This is a genomic window from Bifidobacterium sp. H6bp9 (assembly GCF_032193695.1).
Lineage (GTDB): Bacteria > Actinomycetota > Actinomycetes > Actinomycetales > Bifidobacteriaceae > Bombiscardovia > Bombiscardovia kimbladii.
The window spans coordinates 69,942-90,753 of record NZ_JASTZY010000002.1; the positions used below are offsets into that span (position 1 = coordinate 69,942).

Genomic DNA, 20,812 nt, shown 5'->3' on the forward strand with positions numbered 1-20,812 from the left:
AGATCAGATGGCTCTGCGAGCCTGGTGCCGGAATATAAGGAGGCTGATCAGCACCCAGAGGATTGCCACCATGCACGAGCTTGCCATAGAGGTCGTGGATGCGATATTGCCCATGTCACGGGCCGCGGATGCAGTGGTGATCAGGGCCAGAGGATAAGGCAGCGCCAAGGCCGGTGCGGCAACCGACAGCGCACAGCCTGCAAGGGTGAGCAGAAACATGATGCTCATAGTCGAGGCAAAGGATTCGGCTCTGGCGGCTATGGCCTGGGTCAGAGTCATAATGGCCCACACTGCCAACGTCATTGGTACGCCACGCAAGAGATAGGGACCGAGTTCCGCTGGGTCGAAGCCTCCTACAAGAACACCCACGAGTATGAATTCGGATTCAAAGATGGCGACGGTAAGGAGGGAGGCCAGCAGTCCATGCATCACCTTCCCGGCTAGGGCAGTCCCGACCATGCCTGAGGCATTAAGACGCTGCCAGTTTCGTCCCTTGTGCTCGTTGGCTTCAACCTGGGCTGCAAAGGCCGCGACCAGGACTGGCATGAAGACCATGCTTGGCAGAAGGATCGCCTGCCCCCAGACCGCAGCCCAGGTCACCCCTTGAGCCTGGAAGTCCGGTTTGTAGCTCTGATACTGGTCCCAACCGTTGAAGATTCCGACGGCGTCGAAGAGCATGGTGGCCAGCCAGTACCAGAGATTGCCGGCCTTGCGAATCTCCCATTTGAAGGCGGCGGCGATCGATGGCTTGTGGCGATGCATCGGGGTGATAGTCATAGCGTTTGCAGGGTATTGCCTGTTCATCGGCCTGACTCCTTGACCTTGACGATGAGTGCTGATATTCCCGACCAGATAATGTATGCCAGAAGGCTGGTCAGGACCTTCGTCCATGGATTGGTAACCAAGGTCATACTGGCAAAGCCATCAGGACTGGCAGAAGACAGGAAGGGGCTGGCGGCGGAACTGATTCCGGCCGGGAAGAACCAGCCCAGAGCCGGCATATTCATCGGGCCCAGTCCAGTCCCGATCAGACCGGCTATCACACCCAGACCCAGGCCTATGGCCTGCCTTTCGATAGTCAGGGAGAGGGCGAGTTGTATGGCCGTGACAGCCATGGATGAGAAGCAGGCAATCAGTGCCGGAAGGAGTATGTATTCGGCCAGACTGCCATCGAGATGGAACCCTTGTGCTGAAGCTGCCAGCGGTACCCACGTCAGAGGAATCACGAAGCATAGCGTAATCACACACCCCGTAACTACGAGCTTGGCAAGAAACCTCTCAGTCGCATCCTGTCCTAGAGAGCGCCATTTGAGATCCATGCGCTCGTCGCTCTCCATGACGGCAAGCCGGCTGGTCAGCAGCGCTGCAAGGATGGGTGCCAGCAGACCGACAGTTTGGAATATCTCACCTTGGGCAAGGGCTACGGTACGAGTGGCGGGGTTCGCAGACTCGGCTCGTTCCATGAAGGCCAAGCCCGACCATGCCGAAACCAGGGCAATCATGCCCAAGGCTATCCACCAAAATGAGGAGCCTTTCAACTTGCGAAGCTCCATCGAAAGCAGAACAAGCAGCCCTCCTGGATGGGATGAGCGTGGCGGTTTTCCCGATCGAAATTCTTCGGACCGTATGGAGATTGATTCGACAGAGCTCATCGTATGCTCCTCTGTTTATGACCGGACGGCTGCATAGGGCACTGCGCTGCATGACTCTGCGGGTTTTCCACTAGTTCGAGGAAGGCCTCTTCCAAGCTCTTGCGTTCGGAAGCGACACGGTATACCTGCAGACCATGCGATACCAGTCGAGTTACCAGCGACCCGATTTGCGGATCTGGTATCTCGGGAATGCGCAGGGTTGCGCTCTTCCTGATATATTCGTGTTGAATGCCTTGAGTTTCGAGCATCTCTGACGCGAGCCCAGGATCGGACACCTGTAGATCGATATGACCCTCTTCGCGCAGATTTTCCAATGTCCCCTGGTAGAGCAGATGACCGTCGGCAATGATGCCAACTACCGGAGCCATCTTTTCGATTTCGGACAGGATATGGCTGCTGATGATGACAGTGACCCCCTCCGAGGCGGCCAAGTCCATGATCATCTGTCGCACTTCGACCACAGCCTCTGCATCCAAGCCATTGGTGGGCTCATCCAGGAGCAGGAGCTCCGGCTGCGAGATCAGCGCCATGGCGATGCCCAGCCGCTGCTTCATCCCTAGAGAGTAGGCGCCCGCTTTCCTTTTCTCGTATCCCCGCAATCCAACTTTGGTTAGCACTTCTGAGGCAGTTGAAACTGGCAGACCCAGATAATCGGCTACCATGCGGCAGTTATCCAGTCCCGACAGGCCTGGATAGAAGCTGGGTCCTTCAATCATGGAGCCTACACGGCCCGGCTGGATCGTGGTCTTCTTTCCGACCTGCTGTCCCAGCAGCCACATGCTTCCGGCAGTCGGTTTTGTCAATCCCAGAAGGAGCTTCATGGTGGTCGATTTTCCGGCTCCGTTTGGTCCCAGCAACCCGTAGACCCCGCCAGCCGGCACCCGCAGATTCAGCCCATTCACGGCTTTGAATCCGCCATAGGCCTTGACCAACCTCTGTGTGGCCACAGCCAGTTGCGGGTCGTTGTTTCCGTCCGTATATGTCATTGTGCCTCCCCTTCCAATCGGAATTCAACTGATTCCTATGCAAGTTCGTCGGTTGCAATCCTTCAACGCGGGAAAAGAAACTGTCCCCTGCAGTGGACACGTCGCTGCTGACGAGGCTAATTTGCATCCATGGGAAAGGAGTCTCGCCGGATTTAGTCGTTTTCATAATCGGAGGGGGAATACTTCGCAAACAAGCAGTACGCAAAGCGACCTCCTCAAGAACCTGTTATTGGGTATTGGGACGCTAAAGGCCGGTGTGTGCATGCACTGCCTCATCCATCCCCCAGGAAACAATTGATTTGACCTTGACATGATGGCAGGGTTTAGGGTCAAGGCATGACACGTGAGAGCGAATTCAGTGGCGAAGGCAGCAAGAGCGGCTTGAGCATCGGTCAGATGTCTGAGCTTACGGGGGTCAGCCGGAGAATGTTGCGCCATTGGGAAGAGGAAGGACTGATCTCTCCCATTCGTGGCCAGTCGAATTACCGGCATTATCTGCAGGATGACGTCGCACGGCTGGAGCGAATTGTGACTTACAGGGAGATGGGATTCAATGCCCGACAAATCAAGGCATTGCTCAAGTGCAAAGCACCGCTGGCCTTGGATGAGTTGCAGGGCCAGCGTTCGCGAATTGAGGAGAAAATCCAACTTCTCGGAAAAGCTGCGGATCGTTTGGACCGGCTCATAGCCCTTGCTGAGGGCAAGTCAGGTAATGATTCAGCCGCTACGAAGATCGATCAGGAGGACCAGTACTTTTCGGAAGCATACGAACGCTGGGGTACTAGCAGGCAGTGGCTTGAATATGCGGAGCGAAAAGCCATGTGCTCCGAGCAAGAGCAGAAAAAGGACACGGTCCGGCTCAAAAATGTAGAAAATGAGCTTGCACAAGCCAAGCGAAAAGGTCTGCCACCGTCCTCAGATAAGGTTCTAGAACTGATTGACGAGCATCGGCTGGCTCTGTCATGGTTCCACGTAACGCCTTCCATGCACGTCATTCTTGGACGCATGTATGTGGCTGACCCACATTTCAGATCCCACTATGAACGACTGGAACCTGGATTGGCGCCATGGATGCTTGCTGCAATCGAAGCTGCGGCTCGTGCAATCGGGATAGATCCGGCAACAGCCAAATGGGAGTGATGCAGTCAGTGTCTTCCACCTACGTATCACGCTTTCTGTTTGACCACCCAATTGAAAACCCTTCAACTAAGGAACGAGGTAGCCATGGACAACCATGACCAGCCCAAAGCTACTGCTTATACAGGTGCAGGCATAAGTCCCGTGCCGGAGCCAGGGAAGGATACGGAGCCGCCGGAGCCTTATAGAGGCATCTATCTCATGCCCATGTTCATGTGCCTGTATAGCGACGATCTAGATGAATCAGAGGTTTTCTGGACGCAGGGATTGGGCTTCATCAATTTATACACCATGCCGGGCATGATGATTCACTTGAGGCGCTGGGCCTTTCAGGATGTGCTGATTCGTAAGAGTGGTTCCAATACTGGCGACCCTGATACGGATATGGAGTCCATAGGAAGCCTGAGCGTAGCAGTCACGGAAAAGCAGATCAGCAAGATTGTGGATGCATGCGAGCGCCTTCGTCCTGGCTCCACTTCAGCTCCATTACGTAAGCCGTGGAACTCACTCGAAGCCAGGATTCACACTCCGGAAGGCCTGGCCCTTACCCTCACGGCTGCCTTGGCTGTCGATAAAAAGCAGACCGAAGTTTATCTGAATTCGCACGGTCGATGAGCAAAGATCAAGCCCTCCTCCCCCGTCATGATTTGATTCTAAGAGCAACGATTAAATGTCTCGAGCGGCGGAGGGAAAATGGAAATAACTATAACGTTGGTTCTTCTATAACGTTGGTTCTTGCCCCAGATCCAAAAGAGGTTATCGGTTAAGTGACTATTGGTTATTAACGCTAGTCGTTCTGGTTTACTGATTGGGTCTTAGGCCTAGAGTTTCGATGGCCTCTGCTACAGCAGCCGTGCGATCGCTGACCTCCAGCTTGGCGAAGATCCGGCTGAAATATGTTTTCACTGTTGCCTCGCTGATGTATAAGTGTTCTGCGATTTGCCGATTGGTCATGCCTTTGGCGGCCTCGCGCAGCACACGTGTCTCTTGTTCGGACAGTGCTGGTCTGGTCGCTGGGCGCAGCGCCTTGCTGACTGCTTCCGCGGCGGTCGGATTCAGGACAGTCGACCCTGCAACAGTGTCACGGATAGCTTGGGCCAAGACATGAGGTTCTACGTCTTTCAGCAGATAGCCATTGGCTCCGGCTTCTATGGCCGGCAGAATATCGTGGTCGGAATCGTAAGTGGTAAGGATCAATACCTTGGTTTTGGGATAAGAAGCCAGCACTTTCCGGGTGACTTCAGGACCGTTCATATCAGGCATCCGCAGATCGAGTAGCAACAAATCCGGACGTGTTTTCGCTACAGCCTCTATGGCCTGGGCGCCATTACATGCTTCGGCAACCACTTCAAGGTCTGCATGGCGTTTCAGCATGCTGCGTATGCCCTCCCGAACCATGGGGTGGTCGTCGGCCATGACAAGTCGGATCATCTTTCCTCCTTATCTGGTCGAGTAGTGTTACTTGGTCTTTCGACAGGAATATTTACAGTTATGGAGGTGCCTTGCCCGGGAACGGAGGTTACCGTACAGCGCCCACCCGCGTCTTGAGCTCGTTTGGCCATATCTCGCAGACCATAGCCATGACCAGCCTTTTCCATCTCCTGGAAATCCAAGTTCTGAATATCAAAACCACAACCATCATCCTTGATCTGAAGTTCCAGGAGTTCCGGCCTTTTCAAAAGCAAGCTCACCTGTACATGCTTGGCATTGCCATGCTTGGAAATATTAGTCAGGGATTCCTGAACTATACGCAGCAGGTTGACCTCGGTCTGCTTAGGCAAGGGCGGCAAGGTTCGTTGAATCCGACACTGTGATTGAAAATCTGTCTTTGCTGCGGTGGCATGCACTGTCCGTTCCAGGGCCGTCTTCAGGTCCCTGCCATCCAGATCAGCCGGTGCCGAATCCGCAATCATTCTTCTGGTGTCATCCAAAGAACTCTTCGACGTGCTGGCGATCATTTCCAAATGCTTCTGAGCTGCAGGTATGTCGTCGATCAGTTCTTCATGAGCTACCCTGGCCAAGGCCAGAATGGAAGTCAAAGACTGGGCGATCGTGTCATGCATTTCGTTGGCCACACGTTCACGCTCGATGGACGCTCCTTCGGCTCTGCTGAGCCTGCGAATCGTCTCTTGTTGAGACTCCATTTTGTCCAGCAGCATTTGATTATGTCCGTTGGTCACAGCCAGGACATTAAAGGACTTTCCAATCATTGCGGAGAATACCACTACGAGAATCATGAGCATAAGATTGCCGGATAGATCTGTACTCAAGAACCTTTTTCCAGCCAAAGCCATGGCCAAATAGGCTATATTCAGGACTCCTACCAACCCCAGAGCAGGAAGGTAGGCAAAAGCGATGAAGAGTTGTGGCACGATAAACAGCTGAGCCAGAATGGCGGTACCATCCAACCAAGCGCCCATGGGCAGGCAGACCAGCGTCAGCAGAGCGAAAATCCAACCATATGCTCCTGTTTTGCTTACCGGCTGATCTGCCGTTTTCCGATCAAACCTTTCAGACTTGTCATATACCCTAGGCAGAACCACGATCATGAAAAACAGGCAGGGCAATAGGATGAGAAAGCTTGAAACAAGTTTATAGGTCATGGATGCAGTCGAGAAGAAGCAATTGGCTCCTACTACGCAGCCTGCTTCCACAATGAAATACCAGTTCCAGGTGTTATGAAGACGTTGACGCTGGGCATCGGTTCTTGCGGTCGCGTCAAGTTGACCGTCGCCGCAATCACCATTTAGATTCATTGAAAGCTGGTCTTGATGTTGGTTTTCTCGATTAATTCCCTCAGTGATTTTCACTCATGTCTCCCATGACTTGCACACTTATTCACCCTACTGCCAAAATGCCTATAGAAATCGTCGGGTTTTCCTGTTTCCGAGCCTCGAAACCGAGATCTTCATTGGTTTTTGATTGTCTTACCAGCGAAAATTTGCTTGCCTTTTCGGGTATACAAGAGAGCCAAGGGAATGAATAGCAAGGACAGACAACCCATTGCTAGGAAGACCTTGCTGCTGCCGCTGGCATAGGAGGCCCTGATCAGAGGCATAATCATATTCCGCATGGATTGGGGCATACTGGCGAATTGTGATTGAGCACCTGCCGAAGTTCCGGATCCAATAGTATCTGCGATGGCTTGCGCTCGGGATGCGCTTACTCCGTACTTGCCCAAGGCCTTATGAATATCCAGGGCAAAATAATGGGTACACAAGGGTCCAAGCATTGCCATGCCTAAGGCGCCGCCGAAGTTTTTGAAGGTCTGATTGATGGCAGTGACTTCTCCATAAGAGGCGTTGATGGCCCGATTGACCGCATCAGTGGATGATGGCGAGAACATGAATCCGATCCCTGCACCCGCAACCACCATGGAAAGTGACAGCCAGACGGTATTGGAGGGCAGTCCTTTATCGAGCGAACCGGCTGTAAGCGACATGAGGGAGAAACCCGTTGCGGCTATCAAGCCGGCAATCAGCAATACCGGTTTCATGCCATGTCTGTTGAAGAGTTGGGCGCCTAACAAGGCGGAAACCAGGAAACCTAAGAAAAAGTAGAGGATGAATAGGCTGGTCATCAATGTTGACCGGTTGAGTGCAAGGAGCCCATAGACGCTGAGGAAGTACATGATGGGTTGGAAGATCACGGCGGCTACCAACATGGCGAGCTGGGAAATGTCGAATGGTGGGTTGCGGAAGATTCTGAGTTTAATGATTGGATTGCCAACGTGCGAATCCCAGAAGCCGAACACCAGGAATAGCACAAGGCTGGCACCAAAACTGGCAATAATGCGCCAATCCGACCAGCCAACGGTGCTGCCCTGTTGAATCGGCACGATCAGAGCTATCATGGCGAGTCCTACGGCCAGGCCGCCAGCCCAGTCAATATGCTGACTACCGGGTTCAGTTGTGGGAGAGTCCTTCGGAATCATCGAGACGATCATGACGATGGCCACAAGAGCCAGAGGCAGATTGATAAAGAAGATGTCGCGCCAGGAGTATTGAATCAGCCAAGAGCCCAGAATGGGGCCCAAACATGTCATGGCTCCTGTGATGGCGAAGAACAGAGCCATGTTTCCGGCCCTTTTGTTTTCGGCCGAGTAGGAGAACAGAATACCGATAGCGGCCGGGAACATCATGGCTGAACCAATGCCTTGGAGCGCTCGGGAGAAGATCATCAGCATCAGCGACAGTGAATTTGCAGGAACAAGTCCGCAACATAAGCTGCCCATTCCAAAGAGGAATGTACCTGAAAGCATGATGCGTTTGTAGCCCGCTAGATCCGACAGATGCCCGCAGATGGGGAAAGTGGCGGCTGCAGCCAGCATGTAGGCGTTGACAATCCACTGTATGCCGCTTGCGGTCAGACCCAGACCTGATTGGACTGCCTGACTCGACAAGGAGACGATTGTCGAATCTATGTTGGTCATAGAGACAGCCACAATGAGTCCAATCATGATCAGGCTGAGTTTTTTGTGACTGATCGGAGGTTGTGAAGCCCCGATCACTGGCACGGGGTCTTCTTGTCTCTTGACTTCGCAATCTTGCATGCTGTCTCTCTTTCGTGTTTGCGCAACTGGTATCGCCGTAATCGGCTTTGGAGGCGCTACACCATGAGAGTAAAAAGATCTTCTCGCTTCTTATGTCATCCCAGTCGCTATATCTCTGTCCCCCATTCGGATGACATGATGTCTGTCGTGTCAGAGCTGGGACTGGAAGATCAGCAATGCAACAGTTTGCGGAAATCAGACTGTGTGAGTTATAGGGCTGTCTGGTGCAGGGAAAAGTACTGTCTCGCAGTTTATCGAGTGATTTTATAAGCCAATTGGTGGTGGGGGGGGGGAATCGATAGTTATGGCAGGCAGATTACCCAGAAGACTCGCGAGCAACTGCCCTCTCCACTGGCCAATGTGAGCGGTATTCGCCTGACGCTATGAATGAGTAATATCAGCGACAGACAATGCAATGTGAGGACATTCTCCACGCAGTCAACCTGGTTGACCTGTCGTCATTGTTGCCCACTGTTTGGCTATCTGTTGGGCCCTGTAAAACTGGTTTATCTTGGTATGTCGCAGACCGAGAAGGCGAAACTCATCAGAGTTCCTACTGACTTACTTTTGTCTGATTTTAGTGTCTCAATGCTTTTGAGATGCTCATTGTCTTGTACCTGGTTCAGCGCGTACTGTGCGCCATCTGAGGTGGTAAAGCGGAGGATGGGGTCTCCATGCTTACTGAGCTCGCATGACACGGTGCCCTCATCAACTTTAAGAGGCCAGGTGTGACCCAGATCTTCTTTCGAAATTGTTTGCGGGTTGCTGGTAGCTGCAACCTTATTGCTTCCATCAGTGGAATACTCTTCAGGGTGCTTCATGCCATCAGCGCAGCCGACAACCCCCACTGTCAGCATAACTGTGGCGCATATAAGCAAAATGGTTCTGAGGCTCTGCTTGATTCGTTTCATAATTATCGACGTTCTTTCATACTTGGAGGCGGTTTCTAGCGCTCGCTGGCCAAAGCCATATATCCGTCCTCAAGGCTGGGCGCAGTTTCTACAGAGCCTGCGGGCGGTGTATCAGTAACTATGCGGTATCTTGTCCCCTGTTGGGTGGGTTCCGCGTTGATGATTGTGGCATTATCCGGTGGGGCCGCGATGGGAGGCGTGACCCAGGTGTGACCGGCAGCTTCATGGATCAGCCCCTCAGTCGGCCCGTCATACTGGTTGCGTCCGACACGTAATACGCATACCCAGGGGCAGGTTTGTGCAACGTCATCGAGTATGTGGGTGGAGAGGATAACGGTTCGATCCTGCCCCAGCTGGGCAAGGAGCGTGCGGAACCGCATGCGCTCTTCGGGATCCAACCCCGCTGTGGGTTCGTCGACTACCAGCAGCTGGGGGTCGCCCATAAGTGCCTGTGCGATGCCGACCCTGCGCCTCATACCTCCGGACAACCCTCCGATAGGTTGGTTCATCACGTCTTCCAATCCAACCTGTTCTAGGAGGGTATGTGCCTGCTCCTGCCGTGCACGTTTATTGTCGATCATTTTCAAGATGCCGATATAGTCAAGGAATTCAAGCGGGGACAGGTTCTCGTAGGGGGTGATGTGCTGTGGCAGATAACCCAGGTGTCGTTTTAGATTTCGCCTATTGGCCGGCGATGACAGGTCCTGTCCATCAATAAAAACTTTACCTTTAGTCGGTTTGATTATTCCGGTGAGAATGCGCATGAGAGTTGTTTTGCCGGCACCATTTGGACCAATAAGCCCTATCATGCCCTTTGGAAGATCAATGGTCAGATCGTTCAAAGCCGCCGGCCTCCCCCGAAAATCCTTGGTCAGATGGTCAATAGAGATAAACATGTGAGTAATTCCTTTCAAAGTCAGATGAAAGTCAGACCCGAGCTTTTATGTGGTTGGAGGCTATGTTTGCACCAGTGAAAAGAAGGAAGATAATACACACCTGCCAGAGCAGCGATATGACTCCTGATTGGACGGTAAAGGGGCCGTTCGCTGGTGCGTACATAGGATCGGTATGGAACCATCCCTGTGCAATGGGATCGCCAATGACGGCCAGCGGGCCGCCATTGAGTGTTGGAAGTGGCAATAGGGGGGTATAGAAAGCCAGCCAGGCCCATGCCAGGACGGCAAGAATTCGGGCTACGATTGTGGGCAACAGGGCTCCTAGCAGGGCGGATATCCCCATAGCGATCAGCATTGATGGCGAGAGTATGACAAGTGCTACTGCCGGGGCTACCAGTATTGCCTTACCGTTGCCATTAAAGGCTTGGTAGATTGCGATCAATACAAGGAAAAGCAGGGAAGATGATATGCAGATGACCCAGGCTCCCAAGATATGAGCTGAGCGAATGGCAGCCATCGGCAAGGGGGATGTGGATTCAAGCTCGTCCATACCTGTTCGCCTGCCGGCAGTCATAAGGTTGCTAAAGGATGCTGCGTATGCCAACGGGGTGAACATAGCAAGAACCTGTCCGGTAAAGACAAGACCCTGTATATTGCTGAATCCAGGTGACATAGGAGAGGCATAGGCCAAAAAGAGGGCGAAGAGCGCCAGCGGCATGCTGGCTATCCACAAGGCTTTGCGTCGATAAAACATCAGTAGCGTGATGCGTACAAGGCTCAGTATCCTCATAGGGCTGCCACCTTTACAACATTGCGCTCCGCATCACCGCACATGTTCCATCCGAAGATTGCGCCTGCCGCTGCAAAAAACATTGGGAGGAGCCGTTGCCGGACTGGATCGGTTATGTATGGATCCCATATAAAACATAAAAACAGCCAAATAGCTATGGAAGCCAGCGACGACGTTGGCATAGACATGGTAAGTACGGCTATAAGGAAAACCAGACAGTTGACCATGAATATACTGCCAACAGGGGTAATGATGCTCACCCATCCCTGGTCGCGTGGCCAAAGTCGCATCATATGCAAGCCGATAAAGAGAAGGCCCGCGGCAGTAAGATTTGCCACGGTAATGATAAGCAGCCTGGTCACTTGAACTTTCCGCCATCCAGTTGGAGTTGACTCAGTAAGTTCAACGATTGGGTCACCATTGAGCACAAAAGCTGTAGATAGGCCAGCAGCAATTACTGGCACCTGAGTAAGAACCATCATAACCGGCCGTATGCGGCTCAATGACCAGATGCCCTCCAGTACGAAGCCCGCAAGAAGAACACCTGCGGTCAGTATGAATGGCAGCAATACCAGCCTATAAAGCCTCTTGAGCTGTATACCTACGAAAGCCAACCTCATCCACCTCCCTCATATCTGGTTTTGGCCCTCGGCTGCCGCCAGACTTTGCTCGCTATTTATCCTGTCTGCTTAGTTAGTAGCGAGAGAGGATGGAAAGGTTCATTAATTTTTATCTCCACCAGCGAGTTGAGTATGCCAGGCAAGAGGGGCTGTAAGGATAGCAGCAGATAGGTGTCCCACTGTAAGGAGGATGGTCCCTGCCCAGGCTGCGGTTGTAGTGGGTACCGAATTGACCCATGCCGGTAGGAAAAATGATGACCTCAAGTTCTGCAAAGTTCTCAATAGTGGTGCAAGTACCCCTAGGAGCAGTGCAATCCAAGAGCATTGCCATATGCATAAGAGGGCCACGATATTCGCCAGGAGTGTCATGGGGGCTATCGTTTGGGCAATAACTGGTAGGGGCCTTATTCCAGGGTTGATGACAGTGACGATCAATAAGGCCGCTCCCCCGACGACAATATTGGAAATAAAGGCCAGCAGCAGTCTGGTAGCTACTGCAACTTGAGGTCCCAGGGGCATACTGAGCATTAATTCACGATCGTCTTTAATGGAAAAAACCAGGATCATGGTCAGTGCCATGTTGAGCATGAGCATATTTGAAAAGATATGCGTACCGAGACTGCCGTAACGTGCACCTTGCATAAGGTTGCTAATTAAAACCGAGCACGCTGCTATCGCGATTTCCACCAGAAAGATATATCGCGGCATGAGGCGGAATTGGGCCAGAACAAGCGGGCCACAGGAACGCACTCGACGCATGAATGGTATCGGTTGATCCGTTGCCAGCGACGGCTTTTGGTGAATGGCCTTCATTATGCTAGTAAAAGCCGGAACTGCCGGCTGGGCATTCTGCTCTTTTTCCCTAAGCGCCTCTTGAACTTCACCCCGGTATTCTTCGGTGACTGGGCCTGTGCTGTCTGGGCTTGTGCTCTTATATCGGTCTGTCATAATCACCCCTTCAATTATCTCTGGCTCTGCAGTTTATGGGGTTTGACTGGAGCGAGGTCGGTCAACTGCGGGCGCAGGATCTGCCTTGCCCGGGCAATGCGAGATTTCACAGTCCCGACCGGAACGTCGAGCAGGGAGGCTATTTCCGTGTAGGGTAACTCGTGGAGCCAGGCCAGCGTCACCGTATAGGCCATTTCTGCTGGGAGTGCATCAATCCTTTGCCGTATTATTTCCATCGTCAGATCCTTATTGACCAGTTCCACAGGCTCCAGCTGATCATCGGCTATTGAGTCAAGTTCCGCCTGATCCATTTGGTCAGGTGGTTTCGGTTTGCGACGTTTCATATAAATTTGCCGCCGGGCAATGCTGAGTATCCAGGTGAGCACCTTGCTGTCTGTGCGGAAGGTTTTTGAGGAACGCCAGCAGCCCAGCCATGTGTCAGCAAAAACTTCACTGGCATCCTCATCGTCGGATACTCGCAGGGAAATAAAGGCTTGGACGGTATGAGCATACTTATTGTAAAGCGCTTCAAAGGCCGATTCATTCTTAGCGGCCACCATTTTGATCAGCCTTATATCATCAGCATCTGGATCAATTCGAGATCGTTTCACTGATGATGTCCTTCTCTGTATTGTCTACATTCTGGATATCGTCCTGCATACTGTTATGCAAGCGGTTATCGCGGTTATGCTCCATTGCTATTACGAATATACTGGGATGCTGCTTTTAGGATCGCCCGTACTGTGAATTTAGTCGCGAAGTCGCAGGGCAACCCATTACTGTCTGTGAGTGAAGCTGGTTCTTTTCAGGTGTCCTAGCGCTTATTTGCGCCCCTTCAAGTACTTCCGTATCTTCTTCAGGGCCCAGTCGTAATGGCTGGAGGTCGAAGAGATGAAGGCGGAGCCCAAGGTAGAGTTTCCGGTCCATGGGAGGGCGCCCTTGGTGAACAGCTGTTCGTTGGTGAACGATTGCGCCAGGGCCATGACCTTCTTATGGGATTCGATAAACAGGTTCAAGGCCTGATCGTAGGTGGTGTCATCATGCTTGTCCCGCAGCTTCACATTCATCTCGCCGTAATTGCGCCAGTTGTAGCCGTCCGGAAGAAAGTCGTGGGTCCTGCCCTCCTGGTTGTCCTCCACCCAGTTCAACAGCAGCTGATGCCACTCGTAGAGATGGACGAGCACGTCCTTGATGTTCCTGTCGCGTGCCCAATGGGCCCCCTTCTCCTTGCTCAGGTCGAAGGAAAAGCGGCCATTGCGTTCTTCGGGTGTCAGCGGCTCAAGCAGCGCCATGATTTTGTCGAAGCCATCATCAGCCGCCTTGATGAGTTCTTCCTTGGTGGTAGGTCGCGCCATGACGGTCCTCCATTTGTCTGTTGTTGACAAGATTTGACTGGTTGATTGTCACCGGTCTCGGTTTGCCATCGACTGTACCCTATATGGGCCTTGCAAATGCTCGCGTGTAGGAAATCGTCGCATACTCCTGTGTTTACCTGTATTGGTGGAAAGCCATCAAGTGCTCACAGTTGTATCTACCAATTAAATTCATCAAGCCGAGCGCTGCATATACCGACTTAATTTATTTAACAATAGACATGGAGGAATGACAGAGGTCGGCAGGCCCGCTGTGGCTCAAATATGTATTCGCGTGCATGCAGCGAGGCTTTATTATTCGCCGATGGCATGAGATATGACACTGACTGAGTTCTCGAACCTGGTGGTCAGAGCTTGGATTCCTGTGGCTGCGGCACCAAGCAGGGATACGATGAGCACCACTACGATCCATGCGCCCCATTGCACGCTCATCTGTGCTTTGCCCATGAAGCGTGAGAGCATGAAAGTCAGGGATGAGGTGCAGAGCAATGTGATGACCAGGGAGAACAGTGCGCTGGTAATCATAGTGATGATGCCGTCAAGCGCGCCCAATACTCTGAGCTGGCCGATTCCAGCACCTGATACGTAGGTCAGCGCCAGATCAAGTCCTCTGCCTTTGGAAGTGATCAAGGTGCCTGCAATTGCACCTGTTATCGCGATGATTATTGGCGGTCCAGTGAGCGCCAAGAGACTCGCAAACATGTCTGTGGTCGCCGGAACGCTGCCTGGTGTGTGGGGAAAAGCGACTAGCAAGGTGGTGATCATTGTGCTCAACCCTCCGCTGACGGTCATCAGCAATGATAGACCCGCAGTCATCGGGATTATCGTCGCTCCCTGGCGCTGTATGCTGCCGACAGCCTGTTGGCCTGCCAGCCTCCAGGTTCTGGATGGCAACGCTACAATACGCGTCCATATCGCCGTGAAGCCGGGCAGGAGATATGGCGCGAAAGCTGCCAGCGAAAATATCAGGAGGAACATGCCGCCCATGGCGAAGGCGAGAAATACCGTCATCCGATCTGGAGCGGCATCGCTGCTCATCTGACTGGCACGAGGGTTAGTTGCAAGTGCAAAAGCTGGAATCAGCAACATGCAGCCAGCACCAATCAAGCATACGATTCCCAGGAGGAAGCGGAAGACGCCTATCCGCTTTGGAGGGTCCTGGGATTGCCTGAGGGCTTCCATTGGTCGTATTTTCGAGAGCGAACGGATAGTCAACAAGGTGCTTATGAAGATGGGCGCAGCGCTGAAAGCGAGGCCTTTGCCTAGCGAATCGAACAGGTGGCTGCCGGCATAGGTCAAATGCAAATCAAATGGATTTGTCACCATGGCGAAGGTCAAGGGCGTAATCACCGGCAGCAAAAGGCAGGTGGCTGCAATGGACAGGATGAATAATCCCATGACTATCAGCAGATTCCAGGCCAGCAGTTGCCAAGGCAGAGCGCCTTGCAAAACCATGAGCGCCAGTTGATGCCGGCGTTGATTCAGTGCTGAATTCATGACCCATAGCAGCACAGCTATGGTGATGATCACGCTGAATGCCAAGGCGGGACCAGTGTATGTGGATCCAAGTACCTGCTCCGGGCCCTGATAGTCCTGATCAATGATCGTGGCGATCGCGATGAGGGAGCAGATGACAGTCTGGGATACGACCATGGCCAGCAAGACGGCGCTCCAGACCATGGGCGCTGCTTTGAGTTCGGACAGAGCGCCTCTCATGCCATGGGCGCTTTCGCAGAGAATGACTGGCTGATTCGGCCATCGCGCACGGCAAACAACCGATCGCACTGACCTGCCACTTCATTGCTATGCGTCACCAGTATGATGGTTTTCTTCTCGTGGTTGGCGAGTTCCTTCAGCACCGATATGACCTTTTCTCCGGATTCCTGATCCAGGGCGCCAGTCGGCTCGTCCGCGAATACCACGTCTGCGTCGGATAACAGGACGCGGGCCAGGGCAACACGTTGCTGCTCGCCGCCTGACAGCAGGGTGACGCTTTGCTTTTTCTGATCGATCAAGCCAAAGTACTTCAAGAGTGAATCCGCCGTCTTTCTGGGAAAGCGGGATCCGCGAAGGGTGAATGGCAGAGCCAGATTCTGTTCGACTGTCATGCTGGTGATCAGGTTGTAGGACTGGAATACAAAGCCTAGATGCTGGCGTCTGAACTTGGTCATGGCCGACAGCCCCAGACGGGTTATGTCCTTGCCCAGCAGAAGCACAGTGCCGCTAGTGGCCTTCTCCAGCCCAGCCAGGCAGTACAGCAGAGTTGATTTGCCGCTGCCTGACGGCCCGATGATGCCGGTCATCTCCCCCGGATAGGCAGTGAATGAGATGTCATTGAGAATGGTCAGTGAATCGCCGCGGCGCGGGGAGACCACCATGGACAGCCCCGTAGCTTCAATCGTGGGTGTCGGGCCTCTGCTTTCGCTTACGTTGGGGTTATTCATGGTTGCATCTTTCCCTTGGTTGATCATCGACAACCTTCCAGACCGAGGCATCTACGCTCAGTAATGCTGATTCGCCTCGCAGATGTCATGTGCCCTCGTTCGTCGCTTGCCCCTGTATGACGGTCATCCTTGTCGTCATCAGTCACTTCCATTGATATCAGCGAAAGAAGGGATGAAATACCCTGAGTTACCCTGAATTATCCCTGATTCGACCCTGATTTTTCGAAATAAGAGGCATGCTCGATCAGCCATGCTTACGCGCCGCCACTGGCAAAGTCAGTAGCGGCGGGGATCAGCTGATTACTGCTGCAGCCTCATTCGCTAACAAGCAGTAGGGATTTGATAGCGGTGCGCTGGTCCATGGCCTCATAGGCCTCCTGGATGTGATCCAAGGCAAAGCGCTTGGTGAAGACCTTGCCTGGCTGGATGCTGCCCTTGAGCACCTGGTCAAGCAACAGATGCCTGTCATATGTGGTGACTGCGGCCGTGCCGCCTCGCAGACCGACATTGCGCCAGAAGAGCTTAGAGGTGTCCATGGTGGCCTGCTGTGGCACACCCACCCTGCCGACCACTGCGCCGGGCCGGGCCACCCTGACGGCGGTATCGGTGGACAGTTCGGTGCCCACGCATTCCAGAACCGCATCGACTCCTGCTCCGTCGGTGAGGGCCATGACCTGCTCCACAGCAGCATCTCCACGTTCAGCCACGATGTCAGTGGCTCCGAATTCACGCGCCAACCTCTGGCGGTCCTCATGCCGGCTCATGGCGATGATGCGTTCGGCCCCACGCAGCTTGGCTGCTATGACACCGCACAGACCCACCGCCCCATCGCCCATGACCACGACCGTGTCGCCCCCCTTGACCTGGGCTGTTGCGGCTGTATGATAACCGGTGGCCATCACGTCGGAGAGGGTCAGCAGGGAGTCGAGCATGTGGTCGCTGTAGTCCTCAGGTTGGCCTGGAATCTTCACCAAGGCCCAGTCCGCGTTGGTGAATCGCAGATACTCGCTCTGATAGCCGCCGCTCCCCCGCCTGTCCGGATCAAGGCAGTCACCGTCGAAGCCGGCCCTGCAGGCCGCGCAGTGCCCGCAGCCATGGGTGAAGGGTGCTACGACGAAGTCACCCGGTTTGGCATGAGAGACATCCGAGCCCACCTTTTCGACCAGGCCGATGGCTTCGTGCCCTACGTGACTGCCTGAGGGCATTGAGGAAATCCCCCGGTACCACCACAGGTCGGATCCGCACACGCAGGCCCGGACGACCCGAATCACGGCATCTCCGGGCTTTTCGATGGTCGGCATCGGTGCTTCCTCCAGCTCGATGCGGCCTGGCTTCACAAACTTTGCTGCCTTCATGCTCTTGCTCCCCATTCTTCACTACCTGGCGTATTTGCCTGCCAAGTATGCGGATGAAACATAGTCTACGGAGTTCAATCCGCTTGAAGTCAAGTCGATGCCTTATTGTGTGCGATTCACCGAGGTTCGGACAAGATTGTTACGCGGGAACACGGTCATAAGATGCAGCCATATATAGGTGCTTTATAGGGGTGCCGTATCGGGATACCGTCATATGCCTTGTGACTCGGCCGAACCTCAAGGGGATCAACTCATTTGGAAGAGCTTTCATGACCGCCAAGTTCCTTAAGGAAGGCGGCATAGGCTTGGGGATTGCGATGGTTTTTGCCTGCTTGGACGATCAGCCCGTGGTATTCGCGCAAGTCGTTGAGCGGCCATTGATCAACCTGAATAAAATCCGCCTCGTACTCTTCGCCCTCCTGGTATGACCGCAAGGAGGCCCATCCCAGACCGTCCAGCATCCGGCGTGCATAGGCATCCCAAATAAAGCAGCGCTGGCCGAAGGCATAGAGCCGTATGACATCCGCCGTCTCGCGTCCAACCCCGGCAATGGTGAGCAGGTCGTCACGCAGGCCTTCATCCGCGCAATCCTCAACATCGGCCGTGCGGATGCCGTGAGCCAGCAGCCACTGAGCCAAGGCCTTGCAGGTGCGTGCCTTGGCCTTCATGAAGCCGCTTGATCTGATCAAGTTCGTCAGCCTTGCCAGATCGACGTCGGCCATGTTGCAGGGGTTGAGCAGATCGGCCGTGCGTAGCTGCTCGATGGACATGGCCGCGTTCCCCCAGGCTGTATGCTGGACCAGCACAGCTCCGATCATCATCTCGAAGTCGGTCTCTGCCGGCCACCAATTCTGCAATCCCAGGCGAGCGAGCAAACGTGAATACAGCCACTTTGAGCAACCGGCATTTATCCTGCCTGAATTGCCCATAACGCCTCCACCAGATTACTTGACGCTTTTCATGGTAACAGCTGGCTCAAGCCGGTGCGGAGCGAGTCAGAGAATGGCAGGTGCCTGGGCGAAGTCAGTGATAGCGCCATCAGCCTCAGACCGGATGGCATCCCAATCCTTGGCCGAAGACTGGTCGTACATGGCCCAGACCTTCATCCCAGTGCTTTTGGCCGAATCGACGGCGACTAGAAGATCCTCGAACACCGTGCAGTGGTCGGGCGCAACTCCCAGCATCCGTGAAGCCAACAGGTAGATTTCCGGTTCCTCCTTGCCGATGCTTTTGGCATCATCCACGCTGCAGACCTGGTCGAAACAATCGGTCATGCCAGCGTGCTTCAGAGCAGCCTGTCGCAGGCGCGGCGGAAGGCTGGTTGCCACAGCCAGGGCGGCACCGCTCGCTTTTAGCGCTTGCAGGTAATCGAGTGCATGTGGTTTGGGCTGCACAGCTGTGGCGTAGAGCAGGAGTGCGTCCTCGTTCCACTCCTTCACAAGATCTTCTGGGCGCTCGTCAAGGTGGAAGCGGTCGATGGTGTATCTGGCGATGGCACCGGTCTGCATGGAGGCCACTGCAGATGCGTAATCGTCCGGCATGGGGATGTTGCGGCGAGCAAAGAAACGTTGGTCGATTTCCTTCCAAACTCCCATGGAATCCAGAAGTGTGCCGTCCAAGTCGAAGATGGCGGCCTTGCCAATGTTGACTTTTGTTTTATCTTCGCCCACGCCGCACGTTCTCCTGTCTGTCGAAGTTCTTCATAGTAGCATGACCTAAGAGCATGACCTGCCCAACGGCTTAGAGCCAAGGCCCTCCCCGATCAGCCTTGGCTGCAGAAAAGTAGGTAAGTTCAACAGTTTAATATTGCCACGGAAGTCATCAATCCAAGCGATTGTCAATTATTTTGCGCTCAGCGAGCGAAAAGCACATAAAAGTTGAAGAATATATACAATATTGGTTGAAACAATGTTAGCATGCAAATACTAGAGAAAATCATCGAAAAAGGAGACTTATGGCTATTCAAGAAACAACAGCGGCTCTGGCTGATCCACTGCGTCGTCGTGTGCTGGATCTTTTGGAGCAGGGCGGCATGGAGGCGGGACGCCTGGCCGAAAAACTGGGAATGACGCCATCCAAGCTGTCCTATCATCTGCGGAAGTTGAAAGAAGCAGACCTGATTGTCGGCCACAAGCAGGGCACCAGGGTCATCTACGAACTCAATCTGAGTGTGCTGGACAGCACTATTCAGTGGCTCTACCGCCTGCGGACCAGCGCCAGCGACAAGAGAAGTCTGCCCGAGCCGCGGACTGTGAGCAAGGAAACTGGTTCGACGACAGTTTCCGAGTCCTAAGGAGACTCTCATGGCGGATGGCAGCAAAGCGGGTCGGTTCGTCCCGACCCTTGTCGCGGCTCAGTGGTTGCCGGGGATAATCATGCTGGGCGTAAGCCGCATAGTGGTCAATCGTCTGCCGAATGAAAACGTCCCGCTTCATTGGAATGCACAGAACCAGGTGGATCGCTGGGGCTCTCCCCAGGAGCTGGTTTGGATGCCCTGCTTCTGTCTGGTCATTGCGCTGATTTGGACCATCCTCATGTTCGTCCTGCGTGCATATTTGATTAAACGTGGTGATGAAGCGGGGCATACCTTGACCGTTTTTCTGCTTGGTGGTCTATGCATGCAGATTATTGTCGCGGTTTTAGATCTGTTCGAATTAGCTGTTGCTGATCCTCATTGGGGATGGTGGCCGACGGATTTCGGCATTGATAAGGTCGCCATGCTATTGACTGGTCTGACTCTCATAGTCATCGGCAATCTTGCTCCTAAAACCAGACCCAATGGCATCAGCGGTTTTCGGGTGCCAGGTGCCTACTCCAGCCGCGAGGCTTGGCGCCGTTGTCAGCAGTTTGGCGGGGTGCTCTTCATGATTCTGGGCGTGGTCATGATCCTGGCCGCCCTGGCTTATAGCGGAGTCAGGCTCTACTGGATCTGTGGAACCGCTCTGGCAATCGTCCTTGTACTCATATTTGCCTATGGTTCATACGCTGGCAGAAAGTATGCCGGGCAGGGCGGACCCGTGTACCACCGCTAGTGCTTATATGCAATGAGTGGTTTGAAGGAGACTGCAAATAACAGATCTGTATATACGTGATGGGGACTATCTGAATCTTTTGGAAGGATTTGGAGGTCCCCTAAATACAACAAATG

Annotated in this window: 22 protein-coding genes; 4 read left to right on the plus strand and 18 right to left on the minus strand. The window is 53.6% G+C overall.

The window, feature by feature from the left end; genetic code table 11:
* Nucleotides 1–3: 3 nt before the first annotated feature.
* Genes QRX40_RS03935 through QRX40_RS03945 form a run of 3 tightly spaced genes read right to left on the minus strand, consistent with a single transcriptional unit; the run spans nt 4 to nt 2,584 of the window.
* Entirely contained in the window at nt 4–804 is an 801-nt protein-coding gene (locus QRX40_RS03935) for an ABC transporter permease (RefSeq protein ID WP_313836442.1), read from the minus strand.
* Entirely contained in the window at nt 801–1,652 is an 852-nt protein-coding gene (locus QRX40_RS03940) for an ABC transporter permease (RefSeq protein ID WP_313836443.1), read from the minus strand. The genes QRX40_RS03935 and QRX40_RS03940 overlap by 4 nt, the downstream gene beginning before the upstream one ends.
* A complete protein-coding gene (locus QRX40_RS03945) occupies nt 1,649–2,584 on the minus strand; it encodes an ABC transporter ATP-binding protein (RefSeq protein ID WP_313836445.1) in 936 nt (311 codons plus the stop codon). The genes QRX40_RS03940 and QRX40_RS03945 overlap by 4 nt, the downstream gene beginning before the upstream one ends.
* A gap of 390 nt (nt 2,585–2,974) precedes the next feature.
* On the opposite strand from QRX40_RS03945, the gene QRX40_RS03950 reads away from it, so the two are divergent.
* Together QRX40_RS03950 and QRX40_RS03955 are read left to right on the plus strand one after the other, a co-directional pair.
* Nucleotides 2,975–3,778 carry a TipAS antibiotic-recognition domain-containing protein gene (locus QRX40_RS03950; protein WP_313836447.1) on the plus strand — a complete coding sequence of 268 codons (804 nt, stop codon included), beginning with the start codon at nt 2,975–2,977 and terminating at the stop codon, nt 3,776–3,778.
* An 84-nt stretch (nt 3,779–3,862) separates the two neighbouring features.
* Nucleotides 3,863–4,390, plus strand: a complete 528-nt coding sequence (locus QRX40_RS03955) for a VOC family protein (RefSeq protein WP_313836449.1) — start codon at nt 3,863–3,865, stop codon at nt 4,388–4,390.
* A 186-nt stretch (nt 4,391–4,576) separates the two neighbouring features.
* Here QRX40_RS03955 and QRX40_RS03960 read toward each other — a convergent pair whose 3' ends face one another.
* The 15 genes from QRX40_RS03960 to QRX40_RS04030 form a co-directional block, all read right to left on the minus strand.
* The gene (locus QRX40_RS03960) at nt 4,577–5,206 is read right to left on the minus strand and encodes a response regulator transcription factor (RefSeq protein ID WP_313836450.1); all 630 of its coding nucleotides are present in this window, start codon (nt 5,204–5,206) and stop codon (nt 4,577–4,579) included.
* Entirely contained in the window at nt 5,203–6,585 is a 1,383-nt protein-coding gene (locus tag QRX40_RS03965; protein ID WP_313836452.1) for a sensor histidine kinase, read from the minus strand. The genes QRX40_RS03960 and QRX40_RS03965 overlap by 4 nt, the downstream gene beginning before the upstream one ends.
* Before the next feature lie 98 nt (nt 6,586–6,683).
* Nucleotides 6,684–8,369, minus strand: a complete 1,686-nt coding sequence (locus QRX40_RS03970; RefSeq protein WP_396184339.1) for an MFS transporter — start codon at nt 8,367–8,369, stop codon at nt 6,684–6,686.
* Nucleotides 8,370–8,833: 464 nt separating this feature from the next.
* A complete protein-coding gene (locus QRX40_RS03975) occupies nt 8,834–9,238 on the minus strand; it encodes a DUF2511 domain-containing protein (protein WP_313836455.1) in 405 nt (134 codons plus the stop codon).
* Nucleotides 9,239–9,273: 35 nt separating this feature from the next.
* Nucleotides 9,274–10,134: an ABC transporter ATP-binding protein gene (locus QRX40_RS03980; RefSeq protein ID WP_313836457.1), complete on the minus strand. Its 861-nt coding sequence runs from the start codon at nt 10,132–10,134 to the stop codon at nt 9,274–9,276.
* A 31-nt stretch (nt 10,135–10,165) separates the two neighbouring features.
* Nucleotides 10,166–10,924: a murein hydrolase transporter LrgB gene (locus QRX40_RS03985; RefSeq protein WP_313836459.1), complete on the minus strand. Its 759-nt coding sequence runs from the start codon at nt 10,922–10,924 to the stop codon at nt 10,166–10,168.
* A complete protein-coding gene (locus QRX40_RS03990; protein ID WP_313836461.1) occupies nt 10,921–11,544 on the minus strand; it encodes a hypothetical protein in 624 nt (207 codons plus the stop codon). Before QRX40_RS03990 ends, QRX40_RS03985 begins: the two co-directional genes overlap by 4 nt.
* A 102-nt stretch (nt 11,545–11,646) precedes the next feature.
* The gene (locus QRX40_RS03995) at nt 11,647–12,492 is read right to left on the minus strand and encodes a hypothetical protein (RefSeq protein WP_313836463.1); all 846 of its coding nucleotides are present in this window, start codon (nt 12,490–12,492) and stop codon (nt 11,647–11,649) included.
* A gap of 14 nt (nt 12,493–12,506) precedes the next feature.
* Nucleotides 12,507–13,103 (minus strand): sigma-70 family RNA polymerase sigma factor, encoded by a 597-nt coding sequence (locus tag QRX40_RS04000; protein WP_313836465.1) that lies wholly within the window; start codon nt 13,101–13,103, stop codon nt 12,507–12,509.
* A gap of 210 nt (nt 13,104–13,313) precedes the next feature.
* Entirely contained in the window at nt 13,314–13,847 is a 534-nt protein-coding gene (locus QRX40_RS04005) for a ClbS/DfsB family four-helix bundle protein (RefSeq protein ID WP_198204003.1), read from the minus strand.
* Nucleotides 13,848–14,159: 312 nt separating this feature from the next.
* Nucleotides 14,160–15,545, minus strand: coding sequence for a hypothetical protein (locus QRX40_RS04010; protein WP_046322885.1), 1,386 nt, complete (start codon nt 15,543–15,545; stop codon nt 14,160–14,162).
* A gap of 32 nt (nt 15,546–15,577) precedes the next feature.
* Nucleotides 15,578–16,309 carry an ABC transporter ATP-binding protein gene (locus tag QRX40_RS04015; RefSeq protein WP_229281689.1) on the minus strand — a complete coding sequence of 244 codons (732 nt, stop codon included), beginning with the start codon at nt 16,307–16,309 and terminating at the stop codon, nt 15,578–15,580.
* 314 nt (nt 16,310–16,623) lie between these two features.
* Nucleotides 16,624–17,664: a zinc-dependent alcohol dehydrogenase family protein gene (locus QRX40_RS04020; protein ID WP_313836466.1), complete on the minus strand. Its 1,041-nt coding sequence runs from the start codon at nt 17,662–17,664 to the stop codon at nt 16,624–16,626.
* A 251-nt stretch (nt 17,665–17,915) separates the two neighbouring features.
* Nucleotides 17,916–18,539, minus strand: a complete 624-nt coding sequence (locus QRX40_RS04025) for a DNA repair protein (RefSeq protein WP_313836467.1) — start codon at nt 18,537–18,539, stop codon at nt 17,916–17,918.
* A 120-nt stretch (nt 18,540–18,659) separates the two neighbouring features.
* Nucleotides 18,660–19,307 carry an HAD family phosphatase gene (locus QRX40_RS04030; protein ID WP_313836733.1) on the minus strand — a complete coding sequence of 216 codons (648 nt, stop codon included), beginning with the start codon at nt 19,305–19,307 and terminating at the stop codon, nt 18,660–18,662.
* Nucleotides 19,308–19,618: 311 nt separating this feature from the next.
* On the opposite strand from QRX40_RS04030, the gene QRX40_RS04035 reads away from it, so the two are divergent.
* Complete coding sequence (locus tag QRX40_RS04035; RefSeq protein WP_045924406.1) at nt 19,619–19,957, plus strand: metalloregulator ArsR/SmtB family transcription factor; 339 nt, start codon at nt 19,619–19,621, stop codon at nt 19,955–19,957.
* A 10-nt stretch (nt 19,958–19,967) separates the two neighbouring features.
* Complete coding sequence (locus QRX40_RS04040) at nt 19,968–20,696, plus strand: SdpI family protein (RefSeq protein WP_313836470.1); 729 nt, start codon at nt 19,968–19,970, stop codon at nt 20,694–20,696.
* Nucleotides 20,697–20,812: the final 116 nt, after the last annotated feature.

Bases quoted from the DNA above. Each gene is read 5' to 3' on its own strand.
- QRX40_RS03935 (WP_313836442.1), bottom strand. From the start codon at position 804: ATGAACAGGCAATACCCTGCAAACGCTATGACTATCACCCCGATGCAT.
- QRX40_RS03940 (WP_313836443.1), bottom strand. From the start codon at position 1,652: ATGAGCTCTGTCGAATCAATCTCCATACGGTCCGAAGAATTTCGATCG.
- QRX40_RS03950 (WP_313836447.1), top strand. From the start codon at position 2,975: ATGACACGTGAGAGCGAATTCAGTGGCGAAGGCAGCAAGAGCGGCTTG.
- QRX40_RS03955 (WP_313836449.1), top strand. From the start codon at position 3,863: ATGGACAACCATGACCAGCCCAAAGCTACTGCTTATACAGGTGCAGGC.
- QRX40_RS03960 (WP_313836450.1), bottom strand. From the start codon at position 5,206: ATGATCCGACTTGTCATGGCCGACGACCACCCCATGGTTCGGGAGGGC.
- QRX40_RS03975 (WP_313836455.1), bottom strand. From the start codon at position 9,238: ATGAAACGAATCAAGCAGAGCCTCAGAACCATTTTGCTTATATGCGCC.
- QRX40_RS03980 (WP_313836457.1), bottom strand. From the start codon at position 10,134: ATGTTTATCTCTATTGACCATCTGACCAAGGATTTTCGGGGGAGGCCG.
- QRX40_RS03985 (WP_313836459.1), bottom strand. From the start codon at position 10,924: ATGAGGATACTGAGCCTTGTACGCATCACGCTACTGATGTTTTATCGA.
- QRX40_RS03990 (WP_313836461.1), bottom strand. From the start codon at position 11,544: ATGAGGTTGGCTTTCGTAGGTATACAGCTCAAGAGGCTTTATAGGCTG.
- QRX40_RS03995 (WP_313836463.1), bottom strand. From the start codon at position 12,492: ATGACAGACCGATATAAGAGCACAAGCCCAGACAGCACAGGCCCAGTC.
- QRX40_RS04005 (WP_198204003.1), bottom strand. From the start codon at position 13,847: ATGGCGCGACCTACCACCAAGGAAGAACTCATCAAGGCGGCTGATGAT.
- QRX40_RS04010 (WP_046322885.1), bottom strand. From the start codon at position 15,545: ATGGTCTGGAGCGCCGTCTTGCTGGCCATGGTCGTATCCCAGACTGTC.
- QRX40_RS04015 (WP_229281689.1), bottom strand. From the start codon at position 16,309: ATGAATAACCCCAACGTAAGCGAAAGCAGAGGCCCGACACCCACGATT.
- QRX40_RS04020 (WP_313836466.1), bottom strand. From the start codon at position 17,664: ATGAAGGCAGCAAAGTTTGTGAAGCCAGGCCGCATCGAGCTGGAGGAA.
- QRX40_RS04035 (WP_045924406.1), top strand. From the start codon at position 19,619: ATGGCTATTCAAGAAACAACAGCGGCTCTGGCTGATCCACTGCGTCGT.
- QRX40_RS04040 (WP_313836470.1), top strand. From the start codon at position 19,968: ATGGCGGATGGCAGCAAAGCGGGTCGGTTCGTCCCGACCCTTGTCGCG.